Below are 14,647 nucleotides of genomic sequence, written 5' to 3' on the forward strand. Positions count from 1 at the left end.
CATATTGGAATAAAAAAACTGTCTATTATTACTGTACTTTAAGAGATTAAAGAACACTCGTAATTTCAAGCCAGTTGTACGTTTCTACAATTTTTATATTGTAGATGCGTATGACTGGCTTTTTAGTTTACCTAGAAGAAGGAGGAATTAAAATGTCAATGATTACGGAACAAGAAGTGAAAATGAAATTTGCAAAGAAATATGAGGGATATGAAATAGTTCCTCATCCAGAACATAAGCGGTTGTATCATATTGTGTTAGATCAGCAATTGCTTCAACAATTTTTCGAAGAGGTAAAAGAACACTCTGAGCAATCATTACAATATATTCCTTATTCCCGCTTTATCCTTGCTGATCAGATGAAAAAGCTCTTTGGTGAATCCTTTATGGAGAATGTTCGAGGTGTTATTCATGACCGTGAAGCGGGTGGATTTACAATTGGTGTACAGGGAGAAACGACAGAAGCAGGAGACTATGTGAAGTTTGCAACGGCATTAACACATTTAATTGGTACGTCTAACTTTGATGCAATGACAGGAACGTACTATGCGAGATTTAATGTAAAAGATACAGAAAGCAGCGATTCTTATCTTCGTCAAGCATATCGATTATTCACGCTTCATACAGACGGAACATTTGTTGACGAACCTACAGATTGGCTTCTTATGATGAAAATTGAAGAAAAGAATGCAGTAGGGGGCGAGTCGCGTTTACTTCATTTAGATGATTGGGAAGAGCTTGATAGATTTCGGAAGCATCCACTTGCTTCTGTCAAAATCACGTACAAAGCACCTCCAAGTAAAAATACACAAGAAATCGTATATCGTGAAACATTTTTTGATGTGAACAATGCACCATGTATTTGCTTCATCGATCAATTTGCTTATCCGGATAACATTGAACAGGCAACATATTTGAAGGAATTATCAGCTTCTGTTGAAAACTCTCAAGCAACACATGCATTAAAATTACCAGTTGGTGATTTAGTCCTTTTAAATAATCTATTTTGGATGCACGGGCGCGCTCCTTTTCAGAAAAACAAAGATTTATATAGAGAGCTCATGCGCCAACGCGGCTGCTTTTCTAAATAATAAATTTGGCGGGTCTTAACATAAGGCCTGCCTTTCATAGTATAGGGATATATGCAGAGAGAAGACATAAGGGGGAAGTTATATGTATGATTTTATCATTATCGGCGGAGGGATTGTTGGCCTTTCAACAGGGATGGCCTTAACAAAAAAATTCCCTCACGCCAAAATAGCAGTAATCGAAAAAGAGAACGAACTTGCGCATCACCAAACGGGACATAATAGCGGTGTCATTCATTCCGGTATTTACTATAAACCAGGCAGCTATAAAGCGAGATTTGCGAAAGAAGGAAACGCAGCGATGGTTCAGTTCTGCAAAGAAAATGGCATTGCCTATAACATGTGCGGAAAAGTGATCGTCGCGACAGAAAAAGAAGAACTTCCTCTTTTACATAATCTATACGAGAGAGGTCTGCAAAATGGTCTAGATATATCTAAAATCGACCAAGGGGAATTAGCGGAAATTGAGCCTCATGTAAAAGGATTAGAGGCCATTCGAGTTTCTTCCTGCGGTATTGCCGATTATAAAGGAGTCAGTCATACATTTGCACGTATCATCCAGGAAAGCGGAGGAGAAGTACATTTAGGAACAAAAGCAGAACAAATTTTTGAGAAAAAAGATTTCGTTACAATCGAAACAAATCAAGGCGTCTTTGAAACAAGATTTCTCATCAATTGCGCTGGATTACATAGCGATCGAATCGCCAAAAAAACAGGAATACTAACAGATATGAAAATCGTCCCTTTTCGAGGCGAGTATTATGAACTTGTTCCAGAACGACGTCATCTCGTGAAACATTTGATTTACCCTGTTCCCAATCCAGACTTCCCATTCTTAGGCGTTCACTTTACAAGAATGATAAACGGAGACGTCCATGCTGGACCTAATGCAGTATTAAGCTTTAAGCGAGAAGGCTACACAAAAAAAGACTTTGACCTAAAAGACTTCATGGAAACAATGACCTATGCCGGCTTTTGGAAAATGGCAATGCCCAATATGAAAGAAGGCCTAAAAGAAATGGTCCGCTCTTTCAGTAAACAATCCTTTCTCAAAAGCTTGCAGCGCCTCATACCAGAACTTACAGACAAAGATATCGTCCCAACCCACGCCGGTGTAAGAGCGCAGGCGATTCTATCCAATGGAAACATGGTAGATGACTTTTGTATTATTTCAGGTATAAACTCCATGCATATTTGCAATGCGCCATCCCCGGCGGCAACGGCTAGTTTGAAAATTGGAGAAGGGATTGCAGAGCAGATTCCGGATGTGGTGGTGGATCGGGTGAGTTCGGCTGGGGTGTTTCGGGTGAAGGCTTAATTGGGAGGAGGCTACCTTTTGGGGTGGTCTTTTTTGTGTTTGTTTAGGTATGTATATATAGAATGGGACAGCTTTGCTGATAAGCTTGTGGACAGATGTCCTAGAGAAATTACAAGAACAAGGTATATGACAGAACCGTTTAGCAACAATGAAAATACAGTATAGGAATAAGCTGGTGTTTGGATGGTGGTGTATATGAGGCTACCCGTTTGGGATAGCCTCTTTTTTGTGGGAGATATTGTCGAATGGTCGATATATTTTGAAAAGCGCTGATATATTGAATAGAACGGTTGATATCGTTTTATTAATCGATAATGATAGATTATTTATTTTTCATTGTTTTGATACTACGTCAAGAAAATAGACACAGATTTCTCCACTAATCTTAAGCTACTTGAATGTAATATTGTTGTTCGTATTCATTTGGTGTACAGTAGTCGATCGCTGAATAAATTCCCTTTGAATTGTAGAAGAATTCGATATATTCAAAGAGGGACTTTTTTGCTTTAATTCTTGTTTTACACCACGTTTGTTTAATGTTTTGGCAATTTTTACGCTGCCATAGCGCTGGTTATGTTCTAGGTGAGTTTGTAAAACTTTTTGAGACTCCCAAAACTAAGCACATCTTCTCCACTCGGTAATGGGAGCAATTCTTTTGAATAAATTCATATTTTACCGATACAAAAACAGTTTAATTATTTACAAAATATTTTAATTATTAATTATAATTCGTATAATTTTCATATCAAATAGGATGGCAGGGGGTATTGGTATGAAAGTGATAGATGTACAAGAAGCCATAGAAGAAAAAAAGAAAGAACTCATTGAGCTCATTAGAAAATATGATTTTACACATAACAAGGTCATTACCTGTAGTCAGGAATTAGATGCTTTAATATACCATTTGATGAAAAAACAACAAACATACAGTTTGAATATATAGAGAGATTCTTAGTAAATCTTGTAACATTTTCATATCCTACATGCTAAATCTGAAAGTTGTAGTATTTTACGTCATATCCACACCTGTAGGTAGTTACAGAACCTGTAATAGGGAATAATTTGGGTTCTGGTGCAAATACTTAGGAAAGATATAAAGAGGCGAAAAGTTTCCTAGTGGAATCTAGTCTTAAGCAGCAATTCCAAATAGTTGATGGATGAACTTCACTTGATTTTGGACAGACTTGTCCAGTAAAATAAGTTGCCCTTTTTTTACCATATGCATAGCTTCTATTCCAGAAATAATGGATGTAGCTGTGCGAAAGGATTTCAATCCTAACATCGAACGAACTCGCTTTTTAATAAACCGATGATCTTGTTCCACTTGAATAAATTTCGCTTTTCCATACTGATCACGCACCTTTTTAGAGTAATAGTATCAGTATGTCCAAGATTTAGAGATTACTTGCAATTATCTTGAAGTTTTCGCACCAGAACCTTCCTTTTTCTATTTATCCATTTACACAAAATATTTTATACTCTCGCTTTTGGTTTTGGCTCATATAAAGCGTTTAATAAGTGATTATATTCACTTCGTGTAATTTCTTTATTATACAATTGAATTAATAAATCTTTATGTTCTTTTGAAAAAGCCATTTTGTTAAAAAACTTAGGATACATATAATTATTCTCTCCACTTCATGTCGGTTCTAAAATTTCATGTTGCTTTCATTTAATTCTTATAAAAATTACATTATCGTGAATTTATAACATCACTCCCTTTTCAAAAATACTCATCAGATATCAACATTAGTATTTAACAGAGCATAAAAAAAGATTCTTCTCTATTAGAGATTACTAAGGTATCCTTCTACATTGAAAAGTAGCTTAATAATAACTTATATAAATTAATTTATTTATACAATTATACATATTTAATTGAATCAATTTCATAATTGTTTCTTTTCCTCAGTTGGATTGGCAGAATTTTAGAAGTATGTTTTTTGAAAATGCTAAGCGGCTTGGTTCATTTCTCTCATTTCCTAGTTGATTCGATCTACAGCTAACTTCGAGGCATTATAAACAAGCGTCACAAGATCGAAATGTACCTTTTCTCGTTTTCCAGATCGATATCGGACATTTTTTAACTGAAAGAATTCTTTTAGGTATGCGTTTACTCGTTCGACGGCACTTCTTTGATTGTAAAGCTTTTTCCATGCTTCTGATCCACGGCCCGGGGCGCTATATTTCCGAATATCGGTTCTGGTGCAAAAATGATTACGTAGATAATCCAACATGGAGGTTATATTTTTATGTGAAAGAGTTGTTCGGGAATTAATATAAAAATCCGTATTTTTATACTTTATAAAGATTGAATGTTCGTAATTAATCTCATATTTTTGTGTGTATTTTGACAGCGTTCGAGGTTTGCACCAGAGCCCTTCTGATGATGAACAAGATTTCAATTGAGAATAAATACAAGTAGACTTTTAGGAAGACCTAAAACAAAAATTACAGATGAATTTATTGTTGCTTATGAGGAGTGGAAAAAAGGTGATATTTCAGTATTAGAAGCGATGAGAAGATGTAATATGACAAGTCCGACATTTTATCGGGTTGTAAAGAGATATGAAGAAAAGGAATGTAGTAAATAATCGTATACAAGTACTCTCTTACGATAGATATGTGAGGTGCATGAAAATACAAAGAGGGAAAAGAATGATAAACATTCTTTTCCCTCTTTACCTACTGGAACTTTCATGCTCATTAGCTTTTCGGTATATCGAAAAATGCTGTAGAATTTCCCTTTTCCATTATAGCAATAAAACCAGCTTATTTTATATGTAATATTGCATATTAAAATGTATTGATATATATGTAAACGCTTACTATAATAAGAGTATAAAGAGTTAACACATCTTAATACTCAAAAAAGAGGAGGAAATAATATGACAATCGCAATGGCAGTTTTGAAATTTGTAGGTGGAGTACTTCCATTAGTAGCAGAACTTTTAAAAGCAGTAATGTAAGTTCATTATTCCGCAATTATATGTAAAAAAATATCATACAAATGATCTGTATATCAAGAATGAATTGATGTGCAGATCATTTGTGTGAGCAAACTTTAAACAAGAAAAAGAATCCCAGAAATCATAAGGGATTCTTTTTCTTTATGTAATTACGGCATTAACATTTTTGCTACCGATAATGAGACATTATGTCAACCTCACATAAATAAGATATACAAGATAAGAGTTGAAAAACAAAGAAAAAACGGTTCTGGTGCAAACAATCTATAAAATTTGGACATACTGATACTAGTAGGAGCATGGCAATGATTACTGATTTTTGGGGCCACTCGCCATTTTAAGTTAACAGAACTAGAATTCCGTTAACTTTTTTAGATGAATTTGACAAGGTTTGTCTACAGAACACCTGTAAACAGTGATGAAAATAAGTTTACGGAACATATTTAAAGAAAACGTTCTCGAAGACTTCAAATCTAATTACCTAGAAATCATCGTTTTATCATACATTTCAAAGTTTTTTACAAGTGGCCCGGAAAAGAACGAATCGTTGTCGTACCCCATCGCCATCAAGTTAACGAGAAATAAATACAGGTATATTTATAAAATTGCTTGTTACTCCCTGAAAAAATAAAAAATCGAAAAAAACTGCATGATAAATAACCCTTACGGGCTAGATTTTTTAAAATATATCATTTCTTACTTGGATAGATGTTGTTCGTATGCAATACCTAAAATATCAAACACCGTTTTCTTTCGATATCGATGCGATTTCCGTCCATTTTTATCAAGTAAATGGAACAAGCGAAGAAAACTTTTTGTTAACTGGATCGATTGAAGTTGTATATGGCGATATAATGTTCGAAAGTAATCGTGAATCATATACATGGCTTTCCATTCACTTAACTCTTTTTGTTTCTTGACCAGTAATAATTGCCTCATTTGAAACATCACAGTAGAGGATAATAAGAGCGCAATTAACTTTCCATAGATATGACACTCTAACCGTTCCTTTTTTACATTTGTATTGTGATGAATATGAAAAATAGATTTCCATGTTTTAAAAATGATTTCGATTTGCCAACGAAGGGAGTAGAATTCATGAATGGCTTCTTTTGAGACATATTCCGATGGAATATTGGTAACGTACACATTGATTCCTTGCAGTTTTTTGGTTCGATCGCTAAAAGTCATATTCTTCTTTTTCTCTTTGTATGCACGATCTTTTCTACGTTGTGCTTCTTGCTCAGGGGTTAGTCTGTAAATCACGGCTCGTGCTGGAAGTCCATAACTCCGACCGATATAAACAACAGGAATTTCATAACATTCACCCGGCTGTAACTGATTCATGATGGCTTCTAAGTCAATCATTGTGTATTGATATTTTTTCTTAATGGATCCGTTTTTAAAGGTAAGAACATGCTCATTTTTTTGAAATATTTTGGTGTTCATTTTTAATCGAGATAAATAGTACGCCCCTTTTTGTTGGATTGCATCTAAATCAATTAAACTAAAATACCCTAAATCTCGTATGCATAAATCTTGTAAATCAACAGTATGTTGAATCTCTTTCCCATAATTCACATCATTTTGTTTACCTGGCCCCACTTCAACATGTAAAAATTGCCCACTCAGCAAATCGTATTCTAACTGTATTTTTACGCCAGAAGCCTTTCCACTTCCTCCTGAACCAGGATAAGCCGTCGCAAGTTGATCCGAGACTTGAAACGTGGTGGCATCTAAAATCCGAATACGACGAAAATATGCTGAAAAAGAGGAATAGAGAGATGTCATGGATAACAATTGTTTTTGTAATAACTGTGAGAATAAAGAGCGTAAAAATTCCACTGCTTGTGCATTCAACCTTAGATTTAGTCCTTCTGGACTCATCAGGACGCCGGTTTCTGATTCCAAATTTCCACATAGTCTAGCCAGAGAATAACTCGCAATGTCTTGTCCCATCCCAATACATAAGGCAGATAAATCTTGTGCCCTGAATTTACTGTTACGTTGAACAAACTGAGTTTGTTTGGCAAGCTCTGTTAATGCTTGTGGTGAAAAGACGCGTTGTAATTCCTCTGAAAGCAGTCGAAACACTTGAGAACTAGATAGTTTTTTCATAAATATCCCTCCGCTTTTTCTTAAATTTTATACAATAGAAAGAAAAAGGAAAGAGGGAAGCAGACATGTATCCACTAGGTTCTAAAGAACGTCCTATCATCGTAAAGGTTTCGTCTAAAGCAAGAGCAGAGAAAGTGGCTGCGATTTGTGAGGCATACAATTTTTACTACATAGTTGGACTAGAATTCAACGAAGATGTGACGGATTTAAAAAAAGCAATCAAAGATTGCTCAAGGCCAGCAAATATTTATGAGAGTTGTTCATGTAACAGTGGGAAGAGGTACAAGTTTTGTTGTATGAACAAAGAAATTGAGCTGGATATATAAAACAAGATACCCTCATTTTTTTCGATTTGGGGGTATCTCGTTTTTCTTAACTTGATGGCGATGTTTCCGTACCCCTAAAAAGGTTATCAACTGTTAGTTCACATAAATACCGTTATCGGTAGAAAAATGTTAAAGCCATAATTACAAATAAAGAAAAAGAATCCCTTATGATTTTTGGGATTCTTTTTCTTGTTTAAAGTTTGCTCACACAAATGATCTGCACATCAATCTATCTTTGATATACAGATCATTTGTATGATAATTTTTATAAATAATTGCGGAATAATAAACTTACATAAATGCTTTTAAAAGCTCTTGTACGAATGGAAGTACTCCACCTACAAATTTTAAAACTGCCATTGCGATTGCCATGTTATTTCCTCCTCTTTTTATGTATTAAGATGTGGTACATCTTTATGTTTTTATTATAGTAAGCGCTTACAATAATATCAATACATTTTGATATGCAATATTGCATATCTTATATAATTTATATATTTAATTGAATAGATTACCTGTAAAGCTAATGAACATGCAGGTTTTCTTTTTTGTGTGCTAGTTTCATCAGCAAATACGTCAGACCTTTGAAAGACTTTTGTAACATTTATGAAAGAGAAATGAAAGATTTGTTAGCTAGGATGAGGCTTGTTTACTAGTAGACGATGCGCGCAGGGAGTAAAACCATTAGCGAAAATAAGGAGATATTAAGACATGTTGATTAAAAGAAAACTACCTATACTTACATTCTTAGCACTAATATTTAGTTTGATAGTTACTGTTTTTCCTACAAATTCTGCTTATGCAGCTGAGGACAATCGTATACTTGATATTTATGGGGATCCAGTCCAGACATCTAAAGATTATATAATGGTACGTAAAATTTGGGATGGTAAGCCTCGGTATGCTGCTTATGCAGGTGTAGGTGAGAAGAGACTTGGAGTAACTTATGAGAAGTTTGCGGGTTGGCATTATGTAATTCAGTATAAAGATAAATCTTATTATGGTACTGCTGAGACTCATAAGGATACAAAAGGTAATGAGTACTATGGTACACCTATCAATTTTGAAACTCCAGATGGGGTAGAAAGTGATGGATATATAAGACATAATACGCCAGTTACCATGTCAATGTGGATTGGGGGACCAAATGCTGAGGCAGGAGGAATTAAAAAATATGTCAATGCAGGGAATCGCGGCTGGATTTATTTTAGCGATCAATCAAAAAGTACGTTAACAGTTCAGGAACAAAATGCAAAGGAAATCAATTTAATAACAGGTAAAACTGATTATCTTAGAGATAAAATGGGAAGACCTACTGATTGGTACAATGCAGATCCACAAAATTCTGAGTATGGAGTTACATCATATTTTGAGCTAGAGACTTCAGAGCAACCATTTTCAAATCAAGATAAACTATGGGGAAGTTCTGCGCCGCCATATCAATCTGGTTATGAATTGGTACCTTTACAATAGGGTATTTGTTACATTCGGCTTTATAAAACTGTACTTATTAGCATTTAACGTGTCTTCCGGTAAGGTAAGAGAAAACGCTATGAAGGAAAGTTAAATTATATATCAAATGGAGGAATATTTATGAAAAGAAAAATTATTGCTATAGCTTCTGTAATTGCTTTAACAGCTCCTATTCAAAGTGTGGCGTTTGCACATGAAAGTGATCACCAGTATGATCCACCTATTGCTCAAAGATGGTCAGCAGAATCTATACATAATGAAGGAGTAAGTTCTCATTTATGGATTGTAAACAGAGCCATTGATATTATGTCCCAAAATACGACTGTTGTGAAGCAAAATGAGACAGCTCTATTAAATGAATGGCGTACGGATCTAGAGAAAGGCATTTACTCTGCGGATTATCAAAACCCATACTATGATAATTCCACATTCGCTTCACACTTCTATGATCCTGATTCAGGAAAAACGTATATTCCATTTGCTAAACAAGCAAAACAAACAGGAGCGAAGTATTTTAAACTAGCTGGTGAAGCTTATCAAAATAAAGATCTGAAAAATGCATTCTTTTATTTAGGATTATCACTTCATTATTTAGGGGATGTTAACCAGCCTATGCATGCAGCAAACTTTACTAACATTTCGCATCCATTTGGCTTCCACTCAAAATATGAAAACTTCGTTGATACAGTGAAAGACAATTATAAAGTAACAGATGGAAATGGCTATTGGAATTGGCAAAGTGCAAATCCAGAAGAGTGGGTTCATGCATCAGCATCAGCAGCAAAAGCTGATTTCCCATCAATTGTTAATGATAATACGAAAAATTGGTTCCTAAAAGCAGCGGTATCACAAGACTCTGCTGACAAATGGCGTGCTGAAGTAACACCGGTAACAGGAAAACGTTTAATGGAAGCACAGCGTATTACAGCTGGATATATTCATTTATGGTTTGATACGTACGTGAATAACAAATAACAAAATAAACTTATACATGGCAAAAGTTATGTATGTTATAAAGTGAAACTTCCAACGGTGGGGGCTTCATCCCCCACCTATCTTCTTTGTTTCTCTCTGAATCTTGATGTGGAAGTCTTACTGACCGCAAATAGCGGGATCAAGTAAAACGGAAACGACTATTGGGTTCAAGGGTCATCCTGAGAGTAAATACTATAATTTGAGTTTGATAAGTGTATTTTAGAAATTTCTAAGCCTTTCAAATCAATGAAAGATTTTTGTAACATTTATGAAAGTAAATTGAAAGATATATATAATAAGATGAATATATTAAAGGTGATTTTATTTTAATCCCAAGTAAAAAGTATAAGCAATGTACAGTATAATTTCATTTTTGTAATCTTGTAGAAATAATAAAAGAAAGGGAGCGATCATATGAATTATAAGAAAAAAGTGATTCCCGCAGCATTAGCATTTGCTGTTCTAGCAAGTCCAGTTTTTTCTTTAAAAGCAGAAGCAAGTACAGTATCTTCAGCTTCTAGTGCAATCACTTCTGTTGAAAAAGAAAATCCATCATTAAATCTTAAAGATGGACAGGTATCTGAAGAAAATTCCAATGTAAAACAAGAATTTGATGCAAATTATATCAATAATAATATTATTAGAGCGAATTTTCCATCTGTTACACCACCTCATATCAAGCAAGCAAAGCCGCTTACATATGTATATTTAGATTATTTTTATACAAATAACAATAAAATTATTGGGGAGTGGAGAAACAAAGAACTAAAACATATGGATCCACCACCTAGATTTTATTATGACTTACAATTTATGGGGTATAGCCAATCCCAAATCGAAGAATATTTTGGAAGTACTTATGGAGAGGCCTTTGTAAAAGGACTTGTTCTGGAAACATTAGAAAACTTTTTCCAAACTCGTTATGCTCAAGATCCTAATGATCCTGATGTACAAAAAATATTACAATCTAAATATTACGAAAAAAGTGAAGCTGAAGATTCATTTTGGTTGCCAGAATTTTTCCAAGGAAATGGTGGTTTAGAACGAGCAATTCTAGAGGAATTTGGAAAGAAAAGTTTAGATGAACTTGGAATCCAAGTCATTTGGGGCGATAATAATTGGGGCGCTGAAAAGGCTGTAACAATTGGTTATTCAGCGAAGACACCATTTAACCCACTAAAAGATGCTGAACTAACTGAAAAGAAATATCTTAAGAAAGTTCCTGGTGGATCAGCATCAATTCCAGCTAAAAATACAGGATATGAAGTAACATTTGACATCAAAACAGGGTTGACTAATGAACAATCACAATCATTTGCTCACACAGTAGGTGTAAATGCCGGTTTTGGTATTGAAGATATTTTTAACATTGGAGCAAGTTATGAGTTCCAAAGTACATTTGGTACAAGTATCTCATTAAGTGAAGAACAAACAGTATCCCGTAAATTTAGTCTTACTAACGATACTGATAAAACAATTACAGCAGCATTATATCAAGTTACTGCTGAGTATAGCTTAAAACCTGGATCGGTCGCTGCGGGAGCTGTAAATAAAACAATAAATTCACCTTTTGCACAGTTTTGGCAAGGTGGCGGTTATTGGGATACAGCTACAAAAGTTAAACCATCATCTACTTCAACAGGTGCAATTAAAACAGATGATTTAAAACTAGTTCGTTCAGATGTACTAGAAAAGTAAGGAGATACGGAAAAGATACCTTATTTTCTTAATGAACTGTTAATTCTTAAATAAATTCACCAATTAGAACTACCATATAAAACTTACTTTCATCTTTTTCACTCATGAAATCTTACAAAAGTGTCATCTTTATGTAAGGTAATTAGATAGTTCATTTACGATTTCAATGTGATAATAAAAGTATAAGAAATAATAAATTTTTAGATATTATAGGAGAGTGCTAGTAATGATTATAACAACAACTTCTGCCATTCAAGGAAAAGAAATTATTGAGTATATTGACATTGTAAACGGTGAAGCAATTATGGGTGCAAATATCGTACGCGATTTATTTGCTTCTGTTCGTGACATTGTTGGTGGCCGTTCTGGTGCATATGAAAGTAAATTGAAAGAAGCACGTGATATTGCAATGGAAGAAATGAAAGTTCTTGCGAAGCAAAAAGGTGCAAATGCAATTGTTGGTATTGATGTAGACTACGAAGTCGTTCGTGATGGAATGTTAATGGTGGCCGTAAGCGGTACAGCGGTACGTGTGTAAATAGATAGAATGTGGATTTTTCTATAGTTGTTATGTATTTTCTATAAATATAGATACATTATGTTTATGAACACATCACAACACATAAAAAAGGAAGAGAATTATAAAAATTCTCTTCCTTTTTTATGTGTTCATAGATTTAGTAATACAGAGAAACCTTGATACGTCTGCAAAACCGTTCCAAAACATCAAAAATATATTTTAGGAACGTTCTTGAAAAATAAATACTTTTAGGTACATATTTGCTTATTCTTTAAAGGAATTAACCGTTTAAAAAGGTAGACTCTATTGGGATATAATTGTGAATCTTTGATTAATGTTCCATAAAGGGGGAGTAAGACGGTTCGTGCTCTAGTCCGTCAGATATTTACATAGAATAAAAAACAAATTGTGAACCCATTAAAACCTCTGAAAGAGTTTTGTAACATTTATGAGAGAAAGATGTAAGAGTTTTAAATTAAGATGAACTTACTGATATTGATTTTATATCAGCCGTTATTAAAAAGTACAAGTAGAGAGTGAGGAACAGCATTGTATTTAAGCTAAGCAAACCAAACTAAACTCTACTCTACTAAGAGAGGGAAACAAGAGGAAAAGGATCGAATTTTAGGCTTAACAATAGGGGCAGATGATTATCTAATAAAGCCTTTCTCACCTCATGAATTAGTACTAAGGGTTCAAATTATACTAAGAAGAGGCAATCAGATACCGATACAAGCAAAAGAATCCCTATCAGAAGTGATAGAATTTCCGGATTTGAAAATTTATCCAAAAAAGAGAGGTGTACTTGTTTGTGAAAATGAAGTTGAGTTAACGGTGAAAGAGTTTGAAGTGCTTTATGTCATGGCAAAGCATCCAAAACAAGTATTTTCTCGCTCGCAACTTTTTGAACTTATTTGGAATTTTGAACATGAAGGGGCTACTAACACAGTCACTGTGTTAGTGAGTCGTTTACGTGACAAGCTGGAGAAGCCATACGATAAAGAATCGTTGGATTCATACGGTTTGGGGGATAGGATATCGCTTTGAGACAAATGGAGGAAATGAAACATGAGATTACGTATTCAATTGTTACTAATGAATTTATTAAGTACCAGTATCATGGTAATGGCTATATGGTATAGTGAGACAAAAATGTTACTTGAACCGGAACAAACGCGGTTATTAACAGTAATCGCAGTTGTAGCATTCATTATTTCAACGTTTATTTATTGGTTAATGACACGCCCTATCATGAGGTCCATTCAAAATTTAATTGAATTAACAAAACAATTTAGTGATAGACAATTTGAAACGATGTATATAATTGGGCAAGAACCAAAGGAGTTTAAAGAGTTAGCAACAGCCTTTCAACAGATGGCAAAAAAGTTAGAAGAAGGGTTTACTAAGTTAGAAGAAGGGGAAAAAGCACGTAAAGAGCTGATTACGAATATTTCACACGACTTACGCACGCCTATGGCTAGCATGCAATTGATGATAGAAGCAATACAAGATGACCTCGTTGAAGATCCTGAAATGAAAAAGCAGTATTTAGTGACGACCTTAAAAGAAATAAAACGATTAAGTGGATTAATTAATGACTTATTTGATCTTTCAAAGTTAGAACTTGGACAAGTAGATTTTTATCCAAGTTTAACACATATGGACAAAGTCCTCTTAGATGTACTTGAGTCATATTCTGTCTTATTAGCAAACAAACAAATCGATTTACAATTGTATGTTCCTGATACATTACCTCGGCTTTTAATCATGCCGTGTAAAATAGCACGGGTTATCAGTAATTTGTTAGATAATGCGATTCGGTATTCACCTGTCTCCGGAACAATTGAGTTGATTGTAGAGGAAAATAAGCAGAAGCAACAAGTCCAATTCATTTTGCGTGATGAAGGAGAAGGAATTACTCCCGATGACCAATTACGCATATTTGAACGCTTTTTTAGAACAGATCAATCCAGAAGTTCACAATCTGGAGGTTCCGGTCTCGGACTAGCCATTACAAAATCATTAATTGAAATGCACAAAGGAGAAATTGGTGTGAGAGATCGCCCAGATGGAAAACAGGGAAGTGAATTTTGGCTTACTCTTCCCATCACATCAGAAAAAAATAAGACTGCTGAAAGACTTTTGTAATATTTATATTATAG

General features: G+C 34.4%; 12 protein-coding genes and 5 pseudogenes. 11 read left to right on the top strand and 6 right to left on the bottom strand.

Translation table 11 applies throughout. The features are described from left to right. Positions 1 to 152 precede the first annotated feature (152 nt). Positions 153 to 1,091, top strand: coding sequence for a glutarate dioxygenase GlaH (glaH, locus tag QRE67_RS04775; protein WP_286123770.1), 939 nt, complete (start codon positions 153 to 155; stop codon positions 1,089 to 1,091). 82 nt (positions 1,092 to 1,173) lie between these two features. Next, positions 1,174 to 2,406 carry an L-2-hydroxyglutarate dehydrogenase gene (gene lhgD, locus QRE67_RS04780; RefSeq protein WP_286123771.1) on the top strand — a complete coding sequence of 411 codons (1,233 nt, stop codon included), beginning with the start codon at positions 1,174 to 1,176 and terminating at the stop codon, positions 2,404 to 2,406. A 385-nt stretch (positions 2,407 to 2,791) separates the two neighbouring features. On the opposite strand, the gene QRE67_RS28580 is transcribed toward lhgD, so the two are convergent. Next, positions 2,792 to 2,944 carry an IS3 family transposase gene (locus QRE67_RS28580; protein ID WP_353507067.1) on the bottom strand — a complete coding sequence of 51 codons (153 nt, stop codon included), beginning with the start codon at positions 2,942 to 2,944 and terminating at the stop codon, positions 2,792 to 2,794. Positions 2,945 to 3,178: 234 nt separating this feature from the next. Here QRE67_RS28580 and QRE67_RS04785 point away from each other — a divergent pair, with 234 nt between their 5' ends. After that, positions 3,179 to 3,349 carry an aspartyl-phosphate phosphatase Spo0E family protein gene (locus tag QRE67_RS04785; protein WP_286123772.1) on the top strand — a complete coding sequence of 57 codons (171 nt, stop codon included), beginning with the start codon at positions 3,179 to 3,181 and terminating at the stop codon, positions 3,347 to 3,349. A 186-nt stretch (positions 3,350 to 3,535) separates the two neighbouring features. Here the strand turns inward: QRE67_RS04785 and QRE67_RS04790 are convergent. The 3 genes and pseudogenes from QRE67_RS04790 to QRE67_RS04800 form a co-directional block, all read right to left on the bottom strand. Continuing rightward, positions 3,536 to 3,730 (bottom strand): annotated as a pseudogene (locus QRE67_RS04790) (DDE-type integrase/transposase/recombinase); the annotation flags it as partial. 149 nt (positions 3,731 to 3,879) lie between these two features. Then, positions 3,880 to 4,026 carry a hypothetical protein gene (locus tag QRE67_RS04795; RefSeq protein ID WP_286123773.1) on the bottom strand — a complete coding sequence of 49 codons (147 nt, stop codon included), beginning with the start codon at positions 4,024 to 4,026 and terminating at the stop codon, positions 3,880 to 3,882. A 362-nt stretch (positions 4,027 to 4,388) separates the two neighbouring features. Continuing rightward, positions 4,389 to 4,607: pseudogene (locus tag QRE67_RS04800) on the bottom strand (transposase); the annotation flags it as partial. Between the two features lie 228 nt (positions 4,608 to 4,835). Here QRE67_RS04800 and QRE67_RS04805 point away from each other — a divergent pair. Then, positions 4,836 to 5,000: pseudogene (locus tag QRE67_RS04805) on the top strand (recombinase family protein); the annotation flags it as partial. A gap of 1,071 nt (positions 5,001 to 6,071) precedes the next feature. Here the strand turns inward: QRE67_RS04805 and QRE67_RS04810 are convergent. Next, complete coding sequence (locus QRE67_RS04810) at positions 6,072 to 7,493, bottom strand: IS4 family transposase (RefSeq protein ID WP_286121022.1); 1,422 nt, start codon at positions 7,491 to 7,493, stop codon at positions 6,072 to 6,074. 65 nt (positions 7,494 to 7,558) lie between these two features. On the opposite strand from QRE67_RS04810, the gene QRE67_RS04815 reads away from it, so the two are divergent. Then, a complete protein-coding gene (locus QRE67_RS04815) occupies positions 7,559 to 7,819 on the top strand; it encodes a DNA-binding protein (protein ID WP_286121021.1) in 261 nt (86 codons plus the stop codon). Positions 7,820 to 8,110: 291 nt separating this feature from the next. Here the strand turns inward: QRE67_RS04815 and QRE67_RS28585 are convergent. Further along, positions 8,111 to 8,297: pseudogene (locus QRE67_RS28585) on the bottom strand (hypothetical protein). A 233-nt stretch (positions 8,298 to 8,530) separates the two neighbouring features. On the opposite strand from QRE67_RS28585, the gene QRE67_RS04820 reads away from it, so the two are divergent. From QRE67_RS04820 to QRE67_RS04845, 6 genes and pseudogenes are all read left to right on the top strand, one after another. After that, positions 8,531 to 9,292, top strand: coding sequence for a hypothetical protein (locus QRE67_RS04820; protein ID WP_286123774.1), 762 nt, complete (start codon positions 8,531 to 8,533; stop codon positions 9,290 to 9,292). A 120-nt stretch (positions 9,293 to 9,412) separates the two neighbouring features. Then, positions 9,413 to 10,267, top strand: a complete 855-nt coding sequence (locus QRE67_RS04825; protein ID WP_286123775.1) for a phospholipase C — start codon at positions 9,413 to 9,415, stop codon at positions 10,265 to 10,267. Between the two features lie 414 nt (positions 10,268 to 10,681). Continuing rightward, positions 10,682 to 11,965, top strand: coding sequence for a hypothetical protein (locus QRE67_RS04830; protein ID WP_286123776.1), 1,284 nt, complete (start codon positions 10,682 to 10,684; stop codon positions 11,963 to 11,965). Between the two features lie 226 nt (positions 11,966 to 12,191). After that, positions 12,192 to 12,503: a heavy metal-binding domain-containing protein gene (locus QRE67_RS04835; protein WP_286123777.1), complete on the top strand. Its 312-nt coding sequence runs from the start codon at positions 12,192 to 12,194 to the stop codon at positions 12,501 to 12,503. A gap of 582 nt (positions 12,504 to 13,085) precedes the next feature. After that, positions 13,086 to 13,557: pseudogene (locus tag QRE67_RS04840) on the top strand (response regulator transcription factor); the annotation flags it as partial. Continuing rightward, a complete protein-coding gene (locus tag QRE67_RS04845) occupies positions 13,554 to 14,633 on the top strand; it encodes a sensor histidine kinase (protein WP_286123778.1) in 1,080 nt (359 codons plus the stop codon). The pseudogene QRE67_RS04840 and the gene QRE67_RS04845, both read left to right, overlap by 4 nt. Positions 14,634 to 14,647 lie beyond the last annotated feature (14 nt).

The sequence above is a fragment of the Bacillus sp. DX3.1 genome (assembly GCF_030292155.1).
In the GTDB taxonomy this organism is placed as follows: Bacteria; Bacillota; Bacilli; order Bacillales; family Bacillaceae_G; genus Bacillus_A.